The organism is Actinokineospora globicatena, from assembly GCF_024171945.1.
Taxonomy (GTDB): domain Bacteria; phylum Actinomycetota; class Actinomycetes; order Mycobacteriales; family Pseudonocardiaceae; genus Actinokineospora; species Actinokineospora globicatena.
This window is the reverse complement of the sequence record NZ_JAMTCR010000004.1, coordinates 559,337-582,478: the sequence shown is the minus strand read 5'-3', so window position 1 is coordinate 582,478 and position 23,142 is coordinate 559,337. Positions and strand designations below refer to the sequence as shown.

The following is a 23,142-nucleotide window of genomic DNA, read 5'->3' as shown; positions in this document are numbered from 1 at the left end:
ATTCTGTGGATAGCAGCGGGGGTCTCAGCCTTCCAGCGCCGCGAGGGCGCGCACGAACGCGGCCTCGTCGACCACCGGGACGCCCAGAACACGGGCGGAGTCGGCTTTGCGGGACATCGTGTCGGGGTCGGCGGCGGCCACCACGCGGGTCAGGCGGCTGACAGTGGTCATGACGCGCAGGCCGGCGGCGGCGGCGCGGGCGGTGAGGTCGTCGCGGTCGCTGGTCATCATGCCGGTGAGGACGATCTTGTCGCCGGGGTGCAGGACCAGGCCGCCGATGGTGGGGGCGCGGTCGAGCGGGACGGGGGCGCCGATGGCGTCGGGGGTGATGCCCAGGAGGCGGGCGACCAGGGCGATGTCGGCGCGTTCCCGTTCGCCCATCTCCCCTGCCGCGTCGACGAGGGCCCGCAGGTACGTGTGGTGGATGGCCAGGACGTCCGTGCGGCGCAGGCCGAGGCGGGTGGCGACGTCGATCAACGTGTCAGCGTCGGAGGCGGACACGCGGCGGTCGAGCAGGGCGTCGTCAAGGACGGCGAAGTACGCGTCGACGGTGGGTTCCTCGTCGCGGGGCAGGTGCTCCACGAGCCGGGCCAGGAAGTGCGGTTCGACGTGGTCGGCCGGGCGGCGGTGGGCCGGGGCGACCCGGTCGCGGGGCAGGTCGGGCCACGCCCACGCGGCGGCGCGCAGCTGCTCGGCGGTCGGCTGGACCGTGTCCGGTGCGCTGGCGAGCATGTGTCCCAGCAACGCGCCCGCGGCCATCGCATCGTCGCGAGCCGTGTGCCAGCGCATCGCCGGTAAGCCCGCGGTGGTGCAACACGCGAGCAGGGAACGCCGGGAGTGCGGCATGACCACGCTCGCCGCGCGCATCGTGCACAGGCCCGCGAGGTCGTCGAACGGCGTGTCCAGGCCGATCCTGGTGAACTCGGCCCGCAGGTGCATCGCGTCGAACGGCCAGTTGTGCGCGACCACGACCCGGCCGCGCAACCGGTCGACCAGGTCACCCGCGATGTCGGCGAAGCGCGGCGCCTGCCGGGCCTCGGCGGCGGTGATCTGGTGGATCGCCTGCGGACCGAGGTCGCGCTCGGGGTTGAGCAGCGTCGACCACTCGCCGGTCACCGCGCCGCCCCGGTCGAGGTGCACCACCGCGACCTCGGCGATCCGGTGCCGGTGCGCCGCATCGATCCCGGTCGTCTCAGTGTCGACCACCGCGAACCCGTCCACGCCACCTCCGCCGTCCCGCGCCACCCGTCACCGGTATTCGATCACGGGGCACCGACGACCGGGCTGGGCCACTGGGGTCATCCGGGTTGACCTGAACCGGAGTTCAGGTTCGAGCATCGAGTGGGGGCACATCACTGGAGGAGGGGTCATGTTATCCAGGGGTTTACGGGTCGCGGGCGCGGTCGAGTTCAGCACCGAGGCGGTGGGTGATCGGCGCGGTTTATCGGTGTCGACCTACCAGGAGGACGTGTTCACCGCGGCCGTCGGCCGCCCGCTGTTCCCGGTCGCGCAGTCGACCACCACGCGTTCGCGCAAGGGCGTCGTGCGCGGGATCCACTTCCAGCCGCACACCGCGAAGTACGCCTACTGCCTGCGCGGCAAGTCGCTCGACATCGTGCTCGACACCCGCGTCGGGTCCCCCACCTTCGGTCGCTGGGACTCGGTGATGCTCGACGACCGGCACTTCCGGGCGCTCTACCTGCCCGCCGGGGTGGGTCACCTGTCGGTCGCGCTGGCCGGGGAGACCACGCTGACCCTGCTGACCTCCACCCCCTACGACGACGACCGCGCGGCCGCGCTGTGCCCGGTCGACGCCGGTCTCGACCTCCCGCTCCCCCGCGGGCTCACGCTGACGATCACCGACCGCGACCAGGCCGCGCCGACGCTGGCGGAGGCGCTCGCCGCGGACCTGCTGCCGGAGTACGCGAGCCAGCTTGACCTCAAGCTGTGTTGAGGTCATAGCGTGGCACCACGTCGAGCAGCGCCGGACGTGATCCAGCGGGAGGACCTCACCCGTTGACGTCCACAATGGACACGGTGGCGCGCCGGAACCAGCTCGCGCAGTGCTGACCGCTCGCGGCGGCACGGCGTGAGGGCCCTGAGGGGGCGCCTTGTCCGGGGCGCCTCCTCACCCCCTCGCGGGACCTAGCCGCTCTCGGGCAACGGCTCCTCGGTGTCAGGCACCAGCATCCGCGGGCCGGTGCCGCCCGCGCCGAGCCGGTCATCGGGGTTGGCCAGGGCGCAGTGGCTGATGGACAGGCAACCGCAGCCGACGCAGTTGGCGAAGCTGTCGCGCAGGTGCACCAGCAGCCGGATCCGCTCACTGAGCTCGTCCTGCCAGCCCTGCGACATCCGCTTCCAGTCCCGCCGGTTGGGCACCCGGCCCTCCGGCAGCCGGTCGAGCGCCTCCCGGATCTCCACCAGCGGGATCCCCACCCGCTGCGCGATCCGGATCAGCGCGACCCGGCGCAGCGTGTCCCGGTGGTAGCGCCGCTGGTTGCCCGGCGTCCGCCTGCTGCTGATCAGCCGCTGCCGCTCGTAGAAGTGCAGCGCCGACACCGACGTCCCGCTCCGCCTGGCCAACTGCCCGACGGACATCTCCTCCCCTGCCCCCTCGCTCATACCCATGATCATCCCATCGCCCCGCACCCCCCGCGAACGCCCACGACCAGGTGTAGCTGGTCGGACGCCACCAGTGCCGCGTCTCGCCACCGTTGATCGAGCAACCGGTGGACAAGCTGGGGATCGCAGCGCTGGACCCGCAATGGACGTCCTCCGGCTGCCCAGCCACCGTTGCGCGAGGCAGGACTAGTCGGCTGTCTGCTCCTCGATCCGCGGGAACAGTGGCTGCGGGGCGGGCAGGCGACCGTCGACGGTGGTGACCTGGGTGCTGACCCGCTTGGCGGCCTCGGGCAGGAACGGGGTCAGCTCGTCGGCCACCACGCGCAGCACGTGGAGCAGTAGCGCGAGGGCGTCGTCGAGCTTGCGGGCCGCTTCGGTGTCACCGGTCTTCTCGGCCTTGGCCAGGGTCCACGGTGAGACCTCGACGACGTACCGGTTGGCCTCGTCGACGACCGCCCAGAGGGCCGCGGTGGCCCGGCGGAAGTCGAACTCGTCGAGCGCGGCGTCGATGGTGGCCGGGGCGGCGGCGAGCAGGTCGACGAGCGTGCCGGGCGGCAGGTCGGCGGGCAGCGCCCGCTCGACGCCGTCCCGGTACTTGTGGATCATGCTGACGGTCCGGTTGACCAGGTTGCCCAGGCCGTTGGCGAGGTCCTCGTGGTAGCGGTTGACCAGCCGCTCGACGGTGAAGTCGGCGTCGCCGGTGCGCGGCACCTCGCGCACCAGCCACCAGCGCAGCGCGTCGGCGCCGTACTGCTCGACGATGGCCACCGGGTCGATGGCGTTGCCCAGGCTCTTGCCCAGCTTGCGGCCCTCGACGGTCAGGTAGTCGTGCACGAAGATCGTGGTCGGCAGCGGCTGCCCGGCGCTCATCAGCATCGCGGGCCAGTAGACGGCGTGGAAGCGGACGATGCCCTTGCCGATGACGTGGGTGCGCACGTCGGCCCCGCCCCACCAGTGCCGGTAGGTATCGCTGTCGGCGCCGTAGCCCAGGGCGGTGATGTAGTTGCCGAGCGCGTCCCACCACACGTAGACGACCTGGCCGGGGTCGCCGGGCACCTCGATGCCCCAGCCGCGGGCGCGCTCGGTGGAGCGGGAGATCGAGAAGTCCTGCAGGCCGCCCTTGATGAACGACAGCACCTCGTTGCGCCTGCCCGGCGGCTCGATCCGCAGCTCGCCGGACTCGACCAGGGCCAGCAGCCGGTCCTGGTAGCGGGAGAGCTTGAAGAACCAGTTCTCCTCGTTCACCTGCTGCGGCGGGGTGAGGTGCTCGGGGCACAGGCCCTCGGCGAGCTCGCTCTCGGCGTAGAACTGCTCGCAGCCCACGCAGTACAGGCCCGCGTAGTGCTTGCGGTAGAGGTCGCCCGTCTCCTCGGTCGCCCGCCACAGCCGCTCGACGCCCTCGCGGTGGCGGGGGTCGGCGCTGGTGCGGATGAAGTCGTCGAAGCTGATCTGCAGCGGGTCACGCAGGTCGTGGAACGTGGCGGCGTTGCGGTCGACCAACTCCCGGGTGGGTATTCCCTCGGCCTCGGCGGCGATCGCGTTCTTGAGCGAGTTGTCGTCGGTCCCGGTGAGGAAGTGCACCTCGTGCCCGCGGTGGCGCCAGTGCCGCGCCATCACGTCCGCCTCCACCAGTTCCATCGCGAACCCCACGTGCGGCTTGGAGTTCACGTAGGGAATGGCGGTCGTGATGTAGCGACGTGACATCGAACGGCTCCTGGGATGTGGGTTCGACGGCTGCCGAGCGGCCGTCCGAAATCCACCCTACCGAAGCGCGGGCACGAAGATCGGGGACGGATCTGGCGCCTGTGGACAACTCGCGCCATTGTGTACAAACCCGAATTGATGCCCCGTCAGGCGCGGTCGTGGAGGGTGATCCGGTAGCCGTCGGGGTCGGCGAAGGTGAACGTCCGACCGAAAGGGCCGTCGATCGGGGCGGCGACGATGGTGTGCCCGTCCGCGACCAGGGCGTCGTGGATGGCCTGGACGTCGGTGGCGTGGAGCCAGATCGCGGCGCCGACGCCGGGGTGCGCGGCGGACTCGAGGTCGGTGCCGGGGATGACGTCGCGGAGTGCGAACGCGATCGGCTTGGTCTCGAACACGACGGCGTGCGGCGGCCCTGCCTGCGAGCGGACCAGGCCGAGGTACTGCTCGTAGAACGCCCGCGAGGCGTCGAGGTCGCGCGCTTGCAGCGAGATGAAGTCGGGGCCGGTGACCGGCATGGTGACGCTCCTTGCCCATGTGTCAGTCTTCTGACACGCCCGAATCTATGTCAGAATCCTGACATGAGTCAAGACGGCGCGGGCATCGACCTGGGAACATCACTGGGCTACCTGCTCAAGGAGACGTCGAGCGCCTTGCGCACGGCCATGGAGGAGGTGCTGCGACCGCTCGAGATGAGCGTGACGCACTACTCCTGCCTGGAACTGCTGGCCCAACGACCGGGCTTATCGAACTCCGAGCTCGCCAGGGGCGCGTTCGTGACGCGGCAGACGATGAACGTGCTGCTCCAGGCCCTGGAACGGGACGGTGACGTGACCAGGCCCGCGCGCGCACCGGTCGGGAAGGTCCTGCCCACGCGGCTCACGCCCCGCGGCAGGCGGCGGCTCGAGAAAGCCAGCGCGGCTGTCCGATCCGTCGAGGTCAGGATGCTGGCGGGCCTGACCGAGGCCGAGCGGTCCGACGCCACCCGGATCCTGCGGAACATGATCCATTCCCTGCGCGGCGACGGCGCCTAGCGGCGCGAGACCCCGGGAAAAGCGAAAGGCGGCGGCGGGAAATCCCGCCACCGCCTCCAGCGAGGGGTGGTGCTCAGGCCTGCGGGGCCTGGACGAAGCGCAGGTACGGGCGGACCTCGTCGACCTCGCCGAACTTGGCGCGGGCGTCCTCGGTGGACACGGTCGGCGGGACGATGACCCGGTCACCGGCGCGCCAGTCCACCGGGGTGGAGACGGCGGCGCGGTCGGTGAGCTGCAGGGCGTCGAGGGCGCGCAGGATCTCGTCGAAGTTGCGGCCGACGCTCTTGGGGTAGGTCAGGGTGAGGCGGACCTTGTTGGCCGGGTCGATGATGTAGACGACGCGGACCGAGGAGGTGTCGCCCTCGTTGGGGTGGATCATCCCGAACAGCTGGGCCACGGTCTTGTCCGGGTCGGCGATGATCGGGTAGTCGACGGTGGTGCCGTTGACCTCGTTGATGTCCGGGACCCACTTGGCGTGGTCGTCGACCGAGTCGACCGACAGCGCGATCGGCTTGGCGCCGCGGGCCGCCCACTCGGCGCTGAGCTGGGCGACGCGGCCGAGCTCGGTGGTGCACACCGGGGTGAAGTCGGCGGGGTGGCTGAACAGCACCGCCCACGAGCCCTGCTTCCACGCGTGGAACTCGATCGATCCGGCCGTGGTGTCGGCCTGGAAGTCCGGGGCGGTATCACCCAGTTGGAGAGCCACCAGCGGGTCCTCTTCTCCTATGTCGGGACAATTCGCCCGCGAGTCTAGGGACGGCGGCGCGGCGTGGGCCAGAAACGGGTTCAGATCACAGTTGCCACCGCGACACCGGCCGAGCGGGCCGCGGCCTGGTAGGGGGGCAGGTCCTCGCCCTCGAGCACGACCTCCAGCAGGGCGCCGTCGAGGCCCCAGTGCAGTGCCGCCTGCGCGGTCGGCACGCTACCGCCCGTGAGCTCCACGACGTAGACCAGCTTGTCCCCGGCCAGCCGCCTGGCCCGCAGCACCCGGCGCACGGTGGGCAGGGTCGCGGTGGCGGCCAGCACCTTCTCGTCCACTGTGGATGCCGACGGCTCCGGCCGGAACCGGGTGTCGGCGGCCACCGGGGCGGGCAGGTCAGCGAGCACCGGGCTGTCCACCCGGACGCCCTCCGCCGCGAGCAGCGCGCGCTCGGTGTCGTCGATGCCGACCCGGTGGTCGGCCAGGGCGAACAGCAGCGACCGCTCCAGGTCGTCGACCTCGCCCGCGCCCAGGGTCGAGCGGAGGGCTGCGAGGTCGTCGTCCGGCAGTCGCCCGGCGAGCCTGCGCAACACGGTCACCCACGCGGGCACGGTCACGGCCAGCACCCCGACACGGGGACCGGCGCCCCGGGCACCAGCGCGCCCGCGTTGTCGGTCTCGTAGACGACTGGTTTACCGGTCTGGTCCACCGCTGGCCTTCCGTCTTGTCCTACCGCCGGGTACTTCCAGGTATCGCTATCCCGGTCGTAGCGCGGCGGGAATGTCTTGGCGCCGTTGATCTGGGGTGCGGCGGGAGGCGAGTCCGGGTTCTTGAAGACAGCCTGGTCGTTGAGCTGAGCCGACTTGGCCACGTGGACCTTGTCCCGGTCGACGATCGTATTCGGACCGCCCGCACGCAGTGAGGGATAGCCGTTGCGGAATACCCCGTCTTGGAAGACATAGAGGTCGAGTTCGACGGTTATCCCCTTCACCGTCGCTCGGCCTAAGAACCGCCACGACCACACCTGGGCGTTCATGTGGTTGCGGTCGCTACGCGGGCTCGTGGTCGGTTGGCCCTGACCGTCGATGGTGTTGCCCTGGTCGACGACCTGCGCGATGGCGTCCTTGATGTCGTCAGCGGTCCACGCCTTGGGGAACTCGGTCTTACCCGGCCCACCCGCTCCGGCAGCGTGCCCTCCCCTGTTCTGCTTACCGGGGTCGGCTGGGTCGTACGGGTCGCCCTGGAGCATGTGCTCCAGGTTCGGGGTCGTGTAGACGAGGTCCTTGCCCTTGGGCTTGACCGTCGGCGCCGCCGCGGGCCGTTGGTGAACGAGCGCCCGCACGTCATCGGCGCTGAAGATGTATCGACCCTCGGGCACGCTGTCGCGGGTCAGCTTGTTCGCGACCATCAACTCGGTGACGACCGGTTCACCGGTGGCGTCGCGGAGCAGGTCGACCAGGCGCTTGCCGCCCGCGTTGTGCAGGCTGAACTGGTCGACGAGCACCTTGCGCTGCACCTGGCCGTAGGCGGGGAACGCGTCCCCGAAGTCGATCACCAGGACCTTGGCGAGACCGGTGGTGTCGACCCCGGCGAACGCCTTGATCGCCTTGTCCACCGCGTCGTACACCCGCTGGTCGCGGTTGTCGGGGTTGGTGACCGAGGCGATCGAGTAGACCCGCTTGGCGTGCGTGTCGACGATCAACTCCTTGTCCACCCGCAGGGTGTTCGGCGGGCGCCCGCCCTCCTGGGCCAACCCGGCGAGCAGCGACAGGGCCTGCCTGGCCGCGAGCCGCTCGGCGCCCTTGCCCTTGACCGCCGCCCTGCCCAGGGCGATGGCCGGGCTGGGCGCGTCGGCGGCGACGGAGATCGCCGGGTGCTTGGCCAGCACCGTGAGCAGGCTGAGCAGCCGCGCGTCGCCCGCCTTGCGCACCAGGTCGAGGACGTCGTCGAGCAGCGGGTCGACCTGCTTGGCGAACCCGGCGACGGCGGGTCCCGGGGTGGCGAGCCGGTCGATGGCGGAGTTGACATCCGGCCCGGCGATCTCCGGCTTCAGCGGGATGGGCCTGCTCGGGTCCAGGCCGCGGTCGTAGAGCCGCTTGCCGGTGTCCAGGTCGGCCCCGGCGATGGCGGTGACCTGCGCGAACGCGCTGACCGTGTACGGCCGGGTGCAGGTCTGGGTGCACGTCCAGGCCGGGTTGACCACCTGGAACACCTGCTGCGCGGTCTGACCGGCGGCGACGGTGATCGGCTGCGCTCCCCCGCCGCCGCTGGTGGAGGACACCGAGACCATGCCGGTGGCGGCCTCGTCACCCGCGTTGCGGATCTCGACCGGGGTGGGGCAGGACGGCGTCGTGCAGGTGCCGGTGGGCAGCACGGTCACCGAGATGTCCGGTCCGTGGCCGGGCTCGGGCAGCGGCGGCGGTGCCGGGGCGGTCGCGGCCTGCTGCTTGGCGTCGGTGAGCGCGCGGGTCGTGCGTTCCTTGCACGGATCGTCCACGCCGCTGGCGCTGACCAACGCGTGCGGGAAGTTGGTCGCCTGCTTGCCGCGCAGCTTCTGGCCGGACGCGGCGAGTGGCCCGCTGAGGCCGAGCAGCCGGGGGCCGCCCTCGGTCGCGTAGTAGATCGTCCACGGCGATCCGCGCGGTGATAGCGCTACCGCCGAGGTGCCGTCGACGTAGACGGTCGGCTGAGCGATCCAGTCGTCGCCGGTGACCAGTTCGCGCAATCGCTTGCCGGACAGCGCTGACAGCATCCCGATCGGGAAGCCCATGTCGTCGGTGGCCTTGACCCACTTGCCCGCGATCTGGTGGGCGTAGACCGGCACCGTGTTGAGCCACCAGGCGTTGTTGGCGTTGACCACGACCTGGTCGTTGATGGCGACGAAGGTGGCGACCCCGCCTGCTCCGTCGGTGACCGTCGCGGTGGTCTCCCCGGTGGCCAGGGCCACCACGTCGACGCCGAGCGCGATGCCGCCGTCGGTGTCGAGCGTCCCGCGCAGCCGCAGGTCGTCGAGCTTGCCCAGCTCGGCGAGCGCGGTCGCCCCTAGATCGGCCGCCGCGATCTCGCGCGGGCTGCCCGCCAGCACGTTCGGCCCGGCGAACACGGCGACCAGCACGGCCGCCACCACTGCGAGGACCACAACCCCGAGCTGGCCGCGTCGCGGCGTCAGCCGTCCCATCCCCGAACCCCCGAATCCCGTCCCACGGGCATTCTGCCCCCCGTGCCACGCATTCTGCCGGGCACCACCGACAATCTCGACGGAGATGCCGAAAAGTGTCCGACTGACACAGTCGGGACAACCGGATGGGCTAGTGGTTGGCGTGGAAGTGCCTGCGGATCTGGGCGTCGCTGAGCTGCGACCCGAACACGGCGTACTCGTCGAGCGAGCCGATGATGTAGTCGCTGGCAGGCCGGTTGGGGAAGCCGGTGAGGATGCCGCCGCCCCACCGCCAGTAGCCGGAGTAGTTCTGCGCCGTCGTGGTCGCCGCGTCCTGCGCGACCAGCACCCCGTCGACGTAGAGCTTCATCCCGGCGGCACCGAGGCTCGCCGCGACGTGGTGCCAGGTGCCGTCGTTGTACGACGACAGCGAGTTGATCGACTTGATGCCGCCGGCCGGGTTGACACCGAAGGTCACCCGCCCGGTGCTGTCGAGGTAGACCACTCTGTCCCGGGCGGTGCTGCTCACACTGACCGTGTCGAAGAAGCCCGCGATGAGACCACCGGCGGTACCGCTGACCTTGAACCAGGACTCGATGGTGAAGGTGGTCGGGTTCGTGAACGAGGTCAGGTTGGTCGCGTTCGTCGTGCCGTTGAACGCGGTGGCCGTGCTGGAGCTCTGCCCTTGTTGCGCGCCTTGCAGCGCGCCCGGCTGGGCGGCGTTCATGGGCGAGAGCGCGCCCGCGACCGGTAGCGGGTCCGGGGCGGGGGCACCCGCGTTGTAGAGGTTCTGGACCTGCGCGGTCGACAGGCTTGCCTGGATCGTGCGGACCTTGTCGATGACGCCGTTGAAGTAGTCCATCTGGCTACCGCTGCGCAGCGCGCGTCCCACCTGCAGCGGGTTGGTCGCGTTCCACATCACGGAGTGCGTGGCACTGCCCTGGAGGACGCCGTCCACATAGAGGCGCATCAACTCAGAGCCCGCGTAGAAGACGCCAACCAGGTGGTACCAACGGTTCTGGGTAGCGTCAGCGAGGCTGTACACGGTGTCGTAGGTCGGCGAACTTGAGTCGGTTCTCGGCATGCGGAAGGCCCACTTCACCGAGGAGATGTCGGCTCCCAGCATGAACGCGCTGCCCACGGTGCCTTGTTGCGACACCACAGCGCGGTCTTGCGACGGGGTCGTCAGGTACACCCACGCGGACACGGTGAAGCTGGCGTCGGTGCGTAGGGCTGCCGTCTGGCTGACGGTCCAACTGCTGGAGCCGTTGTAGATACCGGCTGTGCCTTCATAACCCGAGTCGGTCCACTGAACGGCGTTCATCGTGCCGTAGTTGCCGTTGCCCGAAGAGTCGGACGCGGTGCTCGCGATGTTGTCGTTGAACTGCCAGTCCAGCGTCGGCCGCGTGTAGAGGTCTTCGACGTCCGCAGTGCTGAGGACACGGTTGTAGAGGGCGACCTCGTCGATACGCCCGGGCCAGTACTCGACGTAAGAGCCGTTGCGTTGCCCACGACCGATGGAGATGGAACCGTTGCCGTTCCACCCACCCGACCGACTCACAGTCGCCTCTAGCGTGCCGTTGACGTATAGCCGCATCTGGCTCGCGGCCGCGTCCCACACCCCGACGATCCACATCCACGTGTTGGCGATGGCCGGGTTGACGCTAGAGGCACGGACCGTAGATGCCCCGTTGGTGTCAGAGGCGGGCATGGTGAACGCGAACTTGCCCGTAGAGGCTATGTAGCTCAGGTAGAACGCACTGTTGACCTGGCTGTCTTTGGACAGAATTGTCCTGTCCACTCCACCCGAGCTACTGATGTACATCCACGCGGCCGCCGTGAAGCTGCTGTCGGTGCGCAGGCTGAAGTACGACGCGGAGACGTAGTCGTCGATCCCGTCGAAGGTGAGCGAGCGGCCGAGCCTGCCCAGGGTGTTCCATACCGGGCCGGTGATGGTGCCGTTGTAGCCGTAAGGGCCGGAGTCGGTCAGCACGGACCCTGACTGCTCGAAGGCGTAAGAGGCGTTGGGGGCGGTCGCGGCGCCGATGATCCCGGAGATCTCGCTAGCGCCAAGAACGCGCGAGTACACCCGCGCGTCGTCGATCGAGCCAGCCCACGGGTACTGCCAGGTCCCGTTGATCTGCACGCCGCCAGCCGTCAACGCGCCCGTACCGCGCCACTCGTAAGCGTCCGCGCGGGAGCCAGTCGCCTCTAGGGTGCCGTTGACATAGATGCGGATGACGTTGTTCGGGTCGTCGTAGACGCCGACGATGTGCGTCCAGGTGTTGGCCGCGACCACGCTCGTGGAGTTCAGGTAGTCCTCGGTCGCGCTGGAGTTGTCCGACCTCGGCATGCCGAAGCGGAACCGGCTACCCCAGGTGTAGACATACCAGGCGTTGTGGTTGTTACCGGGCTGGGTGATCGCAACCGCGTTCGCGGAGGCGGAACTGGTGCGTAGCCACAACGACACGCTGAAGCTGGTGTCGCTAACAGTCGAAGGACCGGAACCGACGACGCGGTCGTTGATACCGTCGAAGGTGATCGCGGACCCGGTCAGCCCAGTGGACCAGGTAGGACCGTTCGTGAGTGTGCCCTGGTTAGCGCCACCGGAGCTGTCCGATGCCGCTGTGCCGCTAGCGTCGTCGAAACGCCAGTAGGTGTAAGGGCCGTTGGTGGCCGCGTTGTACTGACCGGGTCGGCTGTTGCCCGACGAGTCGGCTGCGGTGCTGGTCGCCGACGACGACGCGGCCTCGTCCTGCCGGTGGTAGAAGGTCGGGCCGTCACCGATGACCGACGCGGAGTACGTGGGGAATGTGGCGGCGGTGCCGATAGCGTTGCCCGAGTTCGCGCCCGTGGCGGTGAACTTCGCGAAGCCACCGCTGTCGAGCACTACCATCAGCACGACCCCCAGGGTCGCCGCGGCCGAGACACGCCGATCCGTCCGCCGCCGGGTGAAGCTGACGTCGGACGTGCGCCGGTGCTTACCGGAGCGAGGTGGCTCTGTCGGTGGCGGATCGAGGTCACCGGGGCGTCGCCAAGCGAGCACTACGAGACCGACAAGCCCTATGGCGGCCGCACCGAGCGCGGGCCAGTTCTGCGTCTGCGCCCAGTAAGCCGGTAGGCCTACCCACGGCACACGCAGCCTGCCCTGCCCGAGAACGTCGTCCTCGGTGACCGGGGTGCTGTCGGAGTCGGGGTTGGCGTCCCCCTTGGTGACCAGGGTCTGGTCCTCGTTGACCTTGAGGACGCGGTGCATGAGGGTCCGGCCGTCGTGCCCGGGGTCCTCGAAGGCGATGACCGCGCCCGGAGCGGGGTGGTCGGTCAGCAGCGACCCGACGATGACGACGTCACCGGTGTGGATGGCGGGCGCCATCGATCCCGACAGCACCACGTAGGAGTGCCACGACACGATGTAGGGCAGCACGCACCACGCGAGCAGCCACACCAACGTCGACAACACCGCTTGCGCCAGGAACGCCGCGACCTCGGGCACGTAGCCCACGAGTCGCTTGGCGTTCCTGGCGTTCACGGTGTCCTCCATCGCTCGTCCCCGAGCGGGTCAATCGGCTATCAGGAGCTCTGCGCTTCCCAGGTGAACCCGATACCGGCGCTCTTGCTCTGCGCGCTGTTGTTGTCCTGCAGCGTGTAGGTGAACTGGAACGTCTTCTTGGTGCCGTTGGTCGACGGCGTCCAGCTGCCGATCCCGTTGCCGAAGTTCGTGTAGCCCGAGGCGAACGTGGCCAGCGTGCCGTTGTGCAGCGGACCACCACCGTCGGCGACGAACCCGGTGCAGTCGGCGTAGGTGCCGCCGGTGCCCTGCCGGACCACGAAGTCGAGGTACGGACCGAGCGTGCCGGTGTACGAGGCCGCGGTCGTGTAGAGCTTGACCGTCGAGGCCACGTTGCCGGTGAAGGTCACCTCGATGCACTTGGACCCGGTATCACCCGGCTTGAGGCCGGACACGTTGAAGAGCACGCCGTTCGAGTCGTCGTCGGTGATGGACACCGAGCCTGAGTTGAACGAGTTGCCGCTGTTGGTCGTGGTCGCGGTGAAGGCCGCGTAGCTGCTGAACCAGATGACCAGGGCGCTGGCGACCAGGCCAGTAGCCACCACCGCCGCTGCCTTGAGCCCGGTCCGGTTCTTCTTGACCTGCATCGTCACTCACCCTCCTGTCTTTTCCCCACTGTCGGCTGATGGGCCGGCCCCGATTAGGCGGTCCAGTTGCGAGGTGGTTGCTACTTCGGGTGCACGACGGTGCGCCGAGAGAGTTACAGGGCGTGAGCAGTACCACGTTCGTGTCTTGCTCAGGTGCGCGCGGTCGTGGTCGATGTGGGCTCCGACAAGGAACACGGTCCACGGTGGACAACCGGAAGGCGGCAGGGATGGTTCTCGGCAGGGCCAAGGTAGGCACGAGGCTGGGCGGGTCCTTCGCGGTGCTGGTGCTGTTCATCATCTTCGCCGCGTGCGCGGGCTGGTGGGGGTTGTCCAAGCAGGACGACATCAGCAACCGCCTCGACACGCTGCGGCTGGTCCAGGACGACGTGGACCTCATCAAGTACGACGCCGCGGACGTCACCGGCTGGCAGGCGCTCGTCGTGTCCGACGCCGGTGCGTACGGCATCGCGTTCGCGACCGGGCCCGACGGGTACAACCGGACCGCCGAGCTCAAGGCCAAGGAGTCCGTCTACGCCCACATCAGCGCCACGCACGTGACCGCGATGACCGACGCGGAGAAGGCCCAGTTCGCCAAGCTGCGCCCGGCGTGGGACGACTTCTTCGCCTGGGACACCAAGATCATGGACTGGCTCAAGGCCGACGACCAGGCCAGCCGCGCCAAGGCGATGGACAGCATCAACGGCGGCGAGGCCTCCGCGGCCTACGGCGACATCCTCGACGTGACCACCGAGCTGACCAAGTCCATCGACGCCCGGATGGAGGCGCTCAAGGCCGAGGCGGACAGCTCGCAGGCCACCAGCACCTGGGTCCTCGGCGCCACCCTCGGCGTCGCGCTGCTGCTCGCCGCCGTCCTCAGCGTGTGGGCCACCCGCTCGGTGGTCCGGCCGCTGGCCTCGGTCGTGCGCGCCCTGCGCAGGGTGGAGAGCGGCGACTTGACCGGCACGGTCGGGCTGCGCACCACCGACGAGATCGGCCAGGTCGGCGCCGCGGTGGACAGCACCATCGGCTCGCTGCGCACCACCGTCACCGGCCTGTCCACCCACGCCAGCGCGCTGGCCGCCGCGTCCGAGGAGCTGTCCCGGGTCTCCACCGAGATCGCCACCTCGGCCAACGACGCCAGCGACCAGGCGGGCGCGGTCACCGACGCCGCGGCGCAGGTGCTGCAGAACGTCGACATCGTCGCCACCGGCGGCACCGAGATGGGCGAGTCGATCCGCCAGATCGCCAACAACGCCAGCGAGGCCGCCGACGTCGCCAGCAAGGCGGTGACCGTGGCCGAGCAGACCAACCAGACCGTCGCCAAGCTCGGCGTGTCCTCCTCGGAGATCGGCAACGTCGTCAAGGCCATCACCTCGATCGCCGAGCAGACCAACCTGCTCGCCCTCAACGCGACCATCGAGGCCGCGCGGGCAGGCGACGCGGGCAAGGGCTTCGCCGTCGTCGCCGGTGAGGTCAAGGACCTCGCCCAGGAGACGGCCAAGGCCACCGAGGACATCATCAGCCGCGTCGAGGCCATCCAGTCCGACACCGCCAACGCCATCTCCGCCATCGGCGAGATCGTCGCCACCGTCGGCCGCATCAGCGACTTCCAGATCGTCATCGCCGCGGCCGTCGAGGAGCAGACCGCCACCACCAACGAGATGAACCGCAACCTCGCCGAAGCCGCCTCCAGCAGCCGCGCCATCAGCACCAACATCACCGGCGTGGCAACCGCCACCAGCACCACCACCGCGGGCGTCCACCAGTGGCAACAAGCCGCCACCGAACTAGCCCAGATGAGCGGCGAAATGCACGCCACCGTCGTCAAGTTCCAACTCTGAACCCGGTGCCCGCCAGTCCCTGGGGGTCTGGCGGGCACCACCTTTCTCACCCCGCAGCGGCGCCGACCTCCTGGTCAGCGCCGCTGCGGCGTTGTTCTGTCCACAGTGGCGCGGCGGGTTGCCCGTATTCGGTCAGTTGTCCATAATGGCTGAACTGTCCACATGGGGCCGAGTTGTCCACAGGGGCGACTTTCAGCCTTCCTGCTCGGCGCGCCCCCTCGGTAGGCTGTTTATTCGGGGGTCTTTGGAGCGGGTTGATCTTGCGAGTGTCCTGTGAGCTGGGGATCTCCGCTTTCGTGGCCTCCGCTGCGCTGCGGTAGACGCCTCGGCTGCGCCATCGTCGTGACGCGAGTTTCGAGCAGAGCTCGATGGGGCGAACTTGTTTTGCGCGGGGCCCCTACGACACCCGGGGAAGGGCTAAAAGCAGGGGGCCACAGTGCGGCCCTCCCTGCTGCCTGTCGACGCTACGGGTGCCGTCCCCCCACGCAAAACAAGTCCGCCCCATCGAGCAGTTGGCACCAGCGCCGTGGTGGAGCGGGGCGGGCCAACGCCGTCGGGCGGGCGCCTTCGGGCAACGTTGTCGGCGGGGGGTGGGGGCCAACGTCGTCGGCGGGAGTTGTTGGGGCCAACGTTGTCGGCGGGCGTTGTTGGGCCAAGGTCGTCGGGGTCAGCGCCGGTCGTTATCGGGTGGGCCGGGACTGGGCGTGGGGGGTTGGTGGGGCGTCGGTCGGTTAGGTGGTCGAGGGTTGGTGGGGTGGGCTAGTGGGTGAGGGAGAGGAGGGAGTGGCAGAAGGGGTGGTCTGGGTCGACGGCGGCTAGGGGTTGGCCGGTGTTGATGGAGAGGGGGATGTCGGGGGTGGCGGGGAGCCAGGCGGCGATGGGGGTGCGGGCGGCTAGTTCGACCTCGGCGGTGGGGATGCCGTTGTCGGGGTGGGTGCGGTTGATGACGACCGAGCGGAGGCGGCGGTCGTGGCCGAGGGTGTCGAGCATGTCCAGGTAGCGGCCGAGCGCGCGCAGGGCGGGGCGTTCGGGGGTGGTGACCAGGACCTGGCGGTGCGCGTACTCCAGGGCGGTGACCACGTGCTTGTTGACGGCGGCGGGCGCGTCCACCACGACGTGCGCGTACATGGTGGACAGGGAGGCGAGGAGTTCGCTGACCACACGCTCGGGGACGCGGCCGGGGTCGCCCAGGACGGTCGGGGCGAGGATCGCGTACAGGCCGCGGCTGAGGCGGGTGGCGACGTGGGCCTCGGGGACGCCGCCCTCGTCGGCCTCGGCGTCGAACATGGTGGCGATGTCGCCCGCGGTGAAGTCCAGGTCGACCAGGCACACGGGGCCGGTGCCGGACCGGGCCAGCGCCACGGCCAGGTTGGCCGCGACGGTGGACGCGCCCGCGCCCGCCCGCGCCCCGACGATGGTGACTATCTGTGCGTCCACCGGTGGACCTCCGCTCTGTTGTCACAGAGCGTTGCCTGTGCGACCCGGTGCGCGGCAGCGGGCAACCGGTCGACCCGCGTCGGTCCGCCGTCCGACATAACGTCTGGACCTGCATATTCTGTTATGGCCACGGGGCGCGGGTGCCGTTGAGACACATTTTTCAGGTTCCTGTAACCCTGGCCGGAGGTAAACCGACAGTCACCTATGTTGTCGCCCAAATGGGTGACGGGAAGGTGGAGGCCGGTGATTCGCACCGTCGTGATCGACAGCGACACGCTGACGCGGTACGGGTTGTCGATGCTCGCGGGCGCGCACCCCGACGTCGAGGTGGTCGGCGAGACCGGCTCCGCCGTCGAGGCGGCCGCCCTGGTCGAGCGCGCACGCCCGGACGTGGTGGTGGTCGACGTCGAGCTGGCGGACGGCAACGGCCTGCCCCTGGTCCGGGCCCTGCGGGACCGCTACGCCGACCTCGGCATCGTCGTCATGACCTCCCTGGACACCGACGACGTCCTGTTCCGCGCCCTCGACCACGGCGCCTCCGCCTTCGTGGTGAAGACGGCCCCGGTCATCGAGGTCCTCGGCGCGATCCGCCACGCCGCCGTGGCCGCCACCTCCTTCACCGCGACCGGCCTCCTCGACGCCCTCACCCGCCGCCGCGAGCAGGAAACCAAGTTCGCCCTCTCCCCCCGCGAACGCCAAGTCCTCACCCTCCTGCGCGACGGCCTCTCCATCCCCGAGATCGCGGGCACCATCCACATCAGCAAGTCCACCGCCAAGACCTACGTAGCCCGCCTCTACGACAAACTCGGCGCCTCCAGCCGCGCCCAGGCCCTGGTCACAGCCCTCCGCACCGGCCTCATCAACTACGAACCCACCCCCGGCTCGTAACCCCCGCCAACCCGCCGGTCGGCCAACCCCAGCAACGCGGTGAACACCGCCTTCGCCTGGTCATCGGGCAACTCGCCGAGCAAGCCCGCGGTGACGCCCTCGGGCAGGTCCGCCAGCAGGGTCGCGGCCCGCACGGCGGGCATCGCGGCGAGTATGCCGGGCGCCGTCTCCCGGGCGGGCGATGCCGCAACCGGGTTGGACCGGTTCAAGTCCGGTCGACGGTGGTTGTACTCGGCGATGACCCAAGCCTCACGCCACGCCCGCAGCGACAACCACGGCGCCTGGTCATCGACCTCGCCGCTCCACGACGCGCCATCCACCAGTCCGGGAGCCTTGGACACCTCGACGGCATACAGATCCAGCCCCGTCCGGGGATCGGTGAAGACGATGAACCCGCGCCGCCGGTACAGCTCGGCGGTGACTCCCTCGGTCGGCGTCACCGCTATCGCGTACGCGGCCGCCGACTCCACCGCGCCCAACCTGGGTACCCCTCCCGCGGTGAAGGTCATGACCCTGCTGGCCAACGTCGGCAGCACCACCTCGTCGGCGAAGTAGACCCCGGCGATCCCCGTCGCCGACGCGTACACCTCAGGCATCGCCGCCACGTCACCGACCAGCGACGAAGCCAACTGCATGCCGCGGTCGAGCGCCTCGAGGAGCGCGAAGGACGGCTGGCCGACCAGAGTCCCGACACCCGCCTTGACCGCCAGTGCCCGCAATCTCCTCAGCTCGGACACCAGATCGCGACCGATGATCGGACCAGGGCCAGATCGAACACGGGGCGGGTTCCCGTTCCGCGGCATGAGGATCACCGGCCCAGTGACCTTGGCAGTGGCGTGGGGCGCGTCCTCTCGGCGGAACTCAGTCCCGCCGTCGCCGTGCTCGTGGAGCAGGGTATCGACCAAGTCCACGAACGTGGTGGCCTGCGGTGGCCTGCGACGGTTGAGGATCTCCGACAACGTCGACTTGGCGAGCCCCCGCTCGCGGCCGTGGCGCTGGAGGCGGCGGTCCAGGCGAGCGCAGATCTCGGCCAGGCTCGGGTTGCCCGCGCGCAGCCTGAGCACCTGGAGTTCGTGGATCAGGTCGTCGTAGGTGCGCACGGTTTCAGGATGGGGGACGGCCCCGGCTTGCTCGATCGCGCCCGTCGACTGTGGTCCACGCCCATCGTGTTCACGAAGCCGGTCAACGCTGGTCCGCGCGGCGATCTCGTTGTTCGTCTGGGTCCAGAACTCCTCCCAGTCCTTGACGTCGTCCGCGCGAACGACACCCAGAGCGTTGACGAAACCTCTCACCACCTCCCATGTGGGCAACTTCTTCCCGGTCGCTGCCTCCGCGAGCACCGATCGGGAGAAGTTGCACCGGTGAGCCATCGTGCGATAGGTGGCACCGTGAACGCTCTCCTTGAGTTTGATCAACTCGGTGGCGAACTCCCCCAACGGTCCGGTGTCGGTGATACGCGCGGGTCGACGCCCCATCTTGCGCCCGCCCCGCTCAGGCGTGGCGCGGCCGAGCCGCGCCAGCAGCGGAGGAACCGAAACGGCCGAGCCGCTCGACCGCGGTCAACGCCGCCGAGCCAACCGCGGCGGGTACTGCCAACGCGAAAACCGGGTCTTGTCCTTGCGCGACCAGCGCTAGTACAGCAGCCAGGTAAACCACCACGATAATGACGTAGACGCGCGCCAACCCAGGTTGCACAGGCGGACGGCGAAATGGACGGAGAACAGTGACGGACATGGAGATGATGCCTTTCCCAGTTGACTCGGCGACGCACGACGCGCGCTCGGCGGCCACCGGGCCAGGTGTCGCGCATCGGTGTCGATCATGACGCACCGAGCCTCCGCGGACCGCGCCATCCTGTCCGGAGTTGTCCGCGTCCTTCGCAGCCAGGCATCCGGTGACCAGGTTTTGTCTGTTTGTCCACCGGACATCCCCGAGCAGTAGGCAACCAAGCCCCAGCTCAGGCCGCCTGCACTTGCCAGGGTTCGGTGACGTTCACCTGGCGGGTTAGCAGTGGACCCACTCGACTGGGCACGGCATCATCGAGTGGAAGCGTCGTGGACTGGGCGTGCGGGCACGTGGTGGTTGCCCGTGGTGGACGCTCCTGTGCGAGTAGTCGCCCCATATTCCGGGCGACCAGACCTCTAGAGCGAGACAGCGCGAATTCTCCAGGCGGCGAAGTCTCAAGATCCGACTGGCCACGTGAAATCGGCGCGTTTCCCGGTAAGCATCATCGGGGGCAGCCCGACAGTTTTCCCGGTCGGCGGAAATAGTTGAACTAGGCCTTGGCGGTGAGGGTGGAGACGAGGCCGGTGATGGCGGGGATTACCAAGGATAGTTCCTGGCGGATGGGGGGCAGGGCGGTGGCGGGGTCTGGGAGGGTGCCTTCGCGGGCTTGGTGTTCTAGGGATAGGAGGAGGTCGGCTAGGGCGGGGGCGCCGATGTTGGCTGCGGAGCCTTTGAGGGTGTGGGACTGGGTGAGGACTTCGTCGAGGTCGTGGGCGTGGAGGGCGGATTCGAGGGCGTCCAGGGCTGGGCCGGTTTTCTCGGCGAAGGAGGTGAGGAGGTGCGCCATGAAGTCGCGTTCCTCGGTGGAGGGGTTGGGGCCGGTGAGTTCGTCGAGGCGGGCGTGCAGGGCGGCGGTGCGGTTGTCCAGGGCCATCTCGGGGCGCGCGGGTGGGGTGGCGCCGGGGATGGACTCGGTGCGGGCGGCGGGGATCTGGGCGGTGAGCTTGCCCAGGACGGCGGCCAGGTCGGTGGGGCGGACGGGTTTGGCGAGGTAGTCGTCCATGCCCGCGGCCATGCAGGCGTTGGCGTCCTCGACCAGGACGCTGGCGGTCATGGCGACGATGTGCGGTTGGCGGTCCTCCGGCAGGTCGCCGCGGATGATCTGAGTGGCCTCCAGGCCATCCATGATGGGCATCCGGACGTCCATCAGGACGACGTCGTAGGGGCGCAGCCGGACGGCCTGGACCGCCTCGCGGCCGTTGGAGACCATGTCGGCGCGGTAGCCGAGCTTGGTGAGCATGAGCTGGGCGACCTTCTGGTTCACCAGGTTGTCCTCGGCGACCAGGATGCGCAGCGCGCCGCTCTCCGGGGTGGGCGCGGGCAGCTTGGTGCTCTCCGGGGTGGTCTCGATGGCGCCCAGGATCCGGGTGAGGGTGGTGCGCAGGACGCTCACCCGGACCGGTTTGGTCAGCACCGCCTCGAACATCGCCCGCTGCTCGGTGGTCAACGGCATGGTGACGCTGCTCAGCAGCATCAGCGGCAACCGCTCGCCGTCGGGGAGCAACCGCAGCGCGGCACCGAGTTCGGCGCCGTCCATCTCCGGCATCAGCATGTCCAGCAGCGCCACGTCGAACACCTCGCCCGCGCGGACCAGGGCGAGCGCCTCCGGACCGGACGCGACCTCGGTGGAGCGCATCCCCATGTCCGCCAACTGCGCGCGCAGCACCTCGCGGTTGGTGTCGTTGTCGTCGACCACCAGCGCCCGCTTGTCGGTCAGCGCCGTCCAACCCGGCTCGCGGTCCTGCTCGATCTGCGGTGACACCCGCAGCACCGCCGTCACGGTGAACCGCGACCCGATGCCCGGGGTGCTGACCACGGTGATGTCGCCGCCCATGGCGTGCGCCAACCGGTGGCTGATGGCCAGGCCGAGGCCGGTGCCGCCGAAGCGCCGGGTGGTGGAGGCGTCGACCTGGCTGAACGACTGGAACAGCCTACCGATGTGCTCGGGCGGGATGCCGATGCCGGTGTCGCTCACCGACGCCCGCACCAGCACCTTGTCGTCGGGACCCGGCAGCAGTTCGGCGTGCACGTTGATCGCGACCTCGCCGCGCGGGGTGAACTTGACGGCGTTGCCGAGCAGGTTGAGGAAGATCTGCCGCAGGCGGGTCACGTCGCCGCGCAGCACCGGCGGGCACGAGGCGTCGACGTAGCCGATCAGCTCCAGTTCCTTGTCCCCCGCGGGCACCGCGACCAGGGCGAGCGCGCTGTCGACCACGTCGGTGATGTGGAACGAGGCGTCCTCCAGCTCCAGCTCGCCCGCCTCGATCTTGGAGTAGTCCAGGATCTCGTTGATCACCGCGAGCAGCGCGTCGCCGCTGTCGCGCACGATCCGGACCAGTTCGAGCTGCTCGACGGTCAGCTCGGTGTCGAGCAGCAGCCCGGTCATGCCGATCACCGCGTTCATCGGGGTGCGGATCTCGTGGCTCATGGTGGCCAGGAACGCCGCCTTCGCCTTGCCCGCGGCCACCGCCTGGTCCCGCGCGACGACCATCGCGTGCGTGGAGGCGTTGACCGCGACAGCCATCTCCTCCACCTCGGCCGGTCCGCCGACCGGGGCGCGTCGATCGGTCTCACCACGGGCGACCTGCCTCGCCGTCTCGGTGACCCGCCTTATCGGCCTGGTGACCTTGCGGGTCACCCAGATCGCGCCCAGCGCCGCCAGGGTGCCGACGCCGACGGTGACCAGGGCGATGAGCTGCTGGGTCGCGGTACCGCTATCGCTGATCACCTGCTGGTTGAGCGCCAGCAACTCCTGCTCGTGCAGGCGCATGTTGCCGAGGATGTCCTCTATGGCCGCCATGTCCCGCACCCCGCGGCCGGTCGACACCAGCTCCACGGCCGCGTCGACGCCTTGGCTGCGGCGCAGTTCTATGGTCTGCGCGAGCTCGTCGAGCTTGTCGGCGACGACCGGTCCGAGGGCCTCGTACAGCTGGCGCATGTAGCCGTCGTTGGCGGTGAGCTCGCCCAGGGCCGCCTCGGTGTCGGCGATGTCGAGCACCGCGGCGGAGTACGGGGCGAGGTACTGCTCGTCACCGCCGATGAGGAACCCGCGCTGCCCGCGTTCGGCGTCCTGGATCTGCTGCCACAGCATCGAGACCTGGCCGAGCACGGCGTGGCTGTGCTCGATGGGCACGCGCGCCTCGAGCAGCGTGTCGATCCTGACGTAGGAGTTGACGCCGACCGCGAGCAGGCCGCCGATGGCCAGCAGGTACCCGGCGGTGAGCAGCCTGCCCACCGTCCACCGCCACAGCGGGACGCGCTTGCGCGACTCGGGTGCCGGGCCCGACCCCGGGGTCGGGATCGGGCCGGGCACCGCGAGCAGGTCGTCCACCGGCGCGGGGTTGTCCGTCGTCATCGGCTCGACATCACCGCCCCGGCGGGTCGCCGCCACCCGTCAGCAGCGCGCTGATCCGGTCGACGAGGTCGCGCGGGCTGAACGGTTTGAAGATGTAGTCGCTCGCCCCGCTGGAGCGGCCCGCCGCCACGTCGGCCTCCTGGGTGTGCCCGGTCAGCAGCACCACCGGGGTGTCCTTCGTGGCGTCCTCGGACCGCAACTGGGAGCACACCTGCAGGCCGGTCATGTCCGGCAGGGTCACGTCGAGCAGGAACAGCTGCGCGGCCTCGGCCTCGTCGAGTGCCTCGCGCCCGGTGCTGACGGCGGTGACCTCGTACCCGGCCTGCACGAGCTTGAACACGAGCAGGTCGCGCAGGTCCGGGTCGTCCTCAGCGACGACGATCCGCTTCACGGCGGTGCCTCCTTCCGCCCGACCTGGCGGGCGCGCGGCCCGGCGGGCCACGCCGTCCACCGCGGTCGGGATCGAG

The 23,142-nt window shown here is 69.6% G+C and carries 18 protein-coding genes; 4 read left to right on the top strand and 14 right to left on the bottom strand.

Annotation, left to right across the window (positions count from 1 at the left end; translation table 11 throughout):
• Positions 1-24: 24 nt before the first annotated feature.
• Positions 25-1,221 (bottom strand): exonuclease domain-containing protein, encoded by a 1,197-nt coding sequence (locus tag LV79_RS21540; RefSeq protein ID WP_253839903.1) that lies wholly within the window; start codon positions 1,219-1,221, stop codon positions 25-27.
• 148 nt (positions 1,222-1,369) lie between these two features.
• On the opposite strand from LV79_RS21540, the gene LV79_RS21535 reads away from it, so the two are divergent.
• Entirely contained in the window at positions 1,370-1,954 is a 585-nt protein-coding gene (locus tag LV79_RS21535) for a dTDP-4-dehydrorhamnose 3,5-epimerase family protein (protein ID WP_253839901.1), read from the top strand.
• A gap of 191 nt (positions 1,955-2,145) precedes the next feature.
• On the opposite strand, the gene soxR is transcribed toward LV79_RS21535, so the two are convergent.
• The 3 genes from soxR to LV79_RS21520 all read right to left on the bottom strand — a co-directional run bounded on the left by soxR (position 2,146) and on the right by LV79_RS21520 (position 4,841).
• Positions 2,146-2,622 carry a redox-sensitive transcriptional activator SoxR gene (gene soxR, locus LV79_RS21530; RefSeq protein WP_253839899.1) on the bottom strand — a complete coding sequence of 159 codons (477 nt, stop codon included), beginning with the start codon at positions 2,620-2,622 and terminating at the stop codon, positions 2,146-2,148.
• Positions 2,623-2,808: 186 nt separating this feature from the next.
• Positions 2,809-4,326 (bottom strand): methionine--tRNA ligase, encoded by a 1,518-nt coding sequence (locus tag LV79_RS21525; protein WP_253839897.1) that lies wholly within the window; start codon positions 4,324-4,326, stop codon positions 2,809-2,811.
• Positions 4,327-4,472: 146 nt separating this feature from the next.
• Complete coding sequence (locus LV79_RS21520) at positions 4,473-4,841, bottom strand: VOC family protein (RefSeq protein WP_253839895.1); 369 nt, start codon at positions 4,839-4,841, stop codon at positions 4,473-4,475.
• A 63-nt stretch (positions 4,842-4,904) separates the two neighbouring features.
• Here LV79_RS21520 and LV79_RS21515 point away from each other — a divergent pair, with 63 nt between their 5' ends.
• On the top strand, positions 4,905-5,357 hold the full coding sequence (locus tag LV79_RS21515) for a MarR family winged helix-turn-helix transcriptional regulator (RefSeq protein ID WP_253839893.1): 453 nt from the start codon (positions 4,905-4,907) through the stop codon (positions 5,355-5,357).
• A gap of 73 nt (positions 5,358-5,430) precedes the next feature.
• Here the strand turns inward: LV79_RS21515 and LV79_RS21510 are convergent, their stop codons facing one another.
• From LV79_RS21510 to LV79_RS21490, 5 genes are all read right to left on the bottom strand, one after another.
• Complete coding sequence (locus tag LV79_RS21510) at positions 5,431-6,063, bottom strand: peroxiredoxin (RefSeq protein WP_253839878.1); 633 nt, start codon at positions 6,061-6,063, stop codon at positions 5,431-5,433.
• Positions 6,064-6,143: 80 nt separating this feature from the next.
• Positions 6,144-6,674, bottom strand: coding sequence for a hypothetical protein (locus LV79_RS21505; RefSeq protein WP_253839876.1), 531 nt, complete (start codon positions 6,672-6,674; stop codon positions 6,144-6,146).
• The gene (locus LV79_RS21500) at positions 6,671-9,235 is read right to left on the bottom strand and encodes an EndoU domain-containing protein (protein WP_253839874.1); all 2,565 of its coding nucleotides are present in this window, start codon (positions 9,233-9,235) and stop codon (positions 6,671-6,673) included. Before LV79_RS21500 ends, LV79_RS21505 begins: the two co-directional genes overlap by 4 nt.
• 130 nt (positions 9,236-9,365) lie before the next feature.
• Positions 9,366-12,755 (bottom strand): signal peptidase I, encoded by a 3,390-nt coding sequence (locus tag LV79_RS21495; RefSeq protein ID WP_253839872.1) that lies wholly within the window; start codon positions 12,753-12,755, stop codon positions 9,366-9,368.
• 29 nt (positions 12,756-12,784) lie between these two features.
• On the bottom strand, positions 12,785-13,369 hold the full coding sequence (locus tag LV79_RS21490; protein WP_253840383.1) for a TasA family protein: 585 nt from the start codon (positions 13,367-13,369) through the stop codon (positions 12,785-12,787).
• Positions 13,370-13,596: 227 nt separating this feature from the next.
• Between LV79_RS21490 and LV79_RS21485 the strand changes: the two genes are divergently transcribed.
• Positions 13,597-15,210, top strand: coding sequence for a methyl-accepting chemotaxis protein (locus LV79_RS21485; RefSeq protein WP_253839868.1), 1,614 nt, complete (start codon positions 13,597-13,599; stop codon positions 15,208-15,210).
• A gap of 759 nt (positions 15,211-15,969) precedes the next feature.
• On the opposite strand, the gene LV79_RS21480 is transcribed toward LV79_RS21485, so the two are convergent.
• Positions 15,970-16,647, bottom strand: coding sequence for a CpaE/TadZ family protein (locus tag LV79_RS21480; protein WP_253839866.1), 678 nt, complete (start codon positions 16,645-16,647; stop codon positions 15,970-15,972).
• A gap of 243 nt (positions 16,648-16,890) precedes the next feature.
• Here LV79_RS21480 and LV79_RS21475 point away from each other — a divergent pair, with 243 nt between their 5' ends.
• The gene (locus LV79_RS21475; protein ID WP_253839859.1) at positions 16,891-17,535 is read left to right on the top strand and encodes a response regulator transcription factor; all 645 of its coding nucleotides are present in this window, start codon (positions 16,891-16,893) and stop codon (positions 17,533-17,535) included.
• Here LV79_RS21475 and LV79_RS21470 read toward each other — a convergent pair.
• The 4 genes from LV79_RS21470 to LV79_RS21455 form a co-directional block, all read right to left on the bottom strand.
• Positions 17,511-18,827 carry a hypothetical protein gene (locus LV79_RS21470; RefSeq protein WP_253839857.1) on the bottom strand — a complete coding sequence of 439 codons (1,317 nt, stop codon included), beginning with the start codon at positions 18,825-18,827 and terminating at the stop codon, positions 17,511-17,513. The two genes, LV79_RS21475 and LV79_RS21470, sit on opposite strands and share 25 nt — an antisense overlap.
• A 199-nt stretch (positions 18,828-19,026) precedes the next feature.
• Positions 19,027-19,194 carry a hypothetical protein gene (locus LV79_RS21465; RefSeq protein ID WP_253839855.1) on the bottom strand — a complete coding sequence of 56 codons (168 nt, stop codon included), beginning with the start codon at positions 19,192-19,194 and terminating at the stop codon, positions 19,027-19,029.
• 616 nt (positions 19,195-19,810) lie between these two features.
• The gene (locus tag LV79_RS21460) at positions 19,811-22,675 is read right to left on the bottom strand and encodes a hybrid sensor histidine kinase/response regulator (RefSeq protein ID WP_253839853.1); all 2,865 of its coding nucleotides are present in this window, start codon (positions 22,673-22,675) and stop codon (positions 19,811-19,813) included.
• 10 nt (positions 22,676-22,685) lie between these two features.
• A complete protein-coding gene (locus LV79_RS21455) occupies positions 22,686-23,066 on the bottom strand; it encodes a response regulator transcription factor (RefSeq protein WP_253839851.1) in 381 nt (126 codons plus the stop codon).
• Between the last annotated feature and the right edge of the window lie 76 nt (positions 23,067-23,142).

Coding starts and splice junctions, on each gene's coding strand:
- LV79_RS21525 (WP_253839897.1), bottom strand. CDS start 4,326: ATGTCACGTCGCTACATCACGACCGCCATTCCCTACGTGAACTCCAAG.
- LV79_RS21490 (WP_253840383.1), bottom strand. CDS start 13,369: ATGCAGGTCAAGAAGAACCGGACCGGGCTCAAGGCAGCGGCGGTGGTG.
- LV79_RS21485 (WP_253839868.1), top strand. CDS start 13,597: ATGGTTCTCGGCAGGGCCAAGGTAGGCACGAGGCTGGGCGGGTCCTTC.
- LV79_RS21520 (WP_253839895.1), bottom strand. CDS start 4,841: ATGCCGGTCACCGGCCCCGACTTCATCTCGCTGCAAGCGCGCGACCTC.
- LV79_RS21460 (WP_253839853.1), bottom strand. CDS start 22,675: ATGACGACGGACAACCCCGCGCCGGTGGACGACCTGCTCGCGGTGCCC.
- LV79_RS21495 (WP_253839872.1), bottom strand. CDS start 12,755: ATGGAGGACACCGTGAACGCCAGGAACGCCAAGCGACTCGTGGGCTAC.
- soxR (WP_253839899.1), bottom strand. CDS start 2,622: ATGAGCGAGGGGGCAGGGGAGGAGATGTCCGTCGGGCAGTTGGCCAGG.
- LV79_RS21515 (WP_253839893.1), top strand. CDS start 4,905: ATGAGTCAAGACGGCGCGGGCATCGACCTGGGAACATCACTGGGCTAC.
- LV79_RS21500 (WP_253839874.1), bottom strand. CDS start 9,235: ATGGGACGGCTGACGCCGCGACGCGGCCAGCTCGGGGTTGTGGTCCTC.
- LV79_RS21535 (WP_253839901.1), top strand. CDS start 1,370: ATGTTATCCAGGGGTTTACGGGTCGCGGGCGCGGTCGAGTTCAGCACC.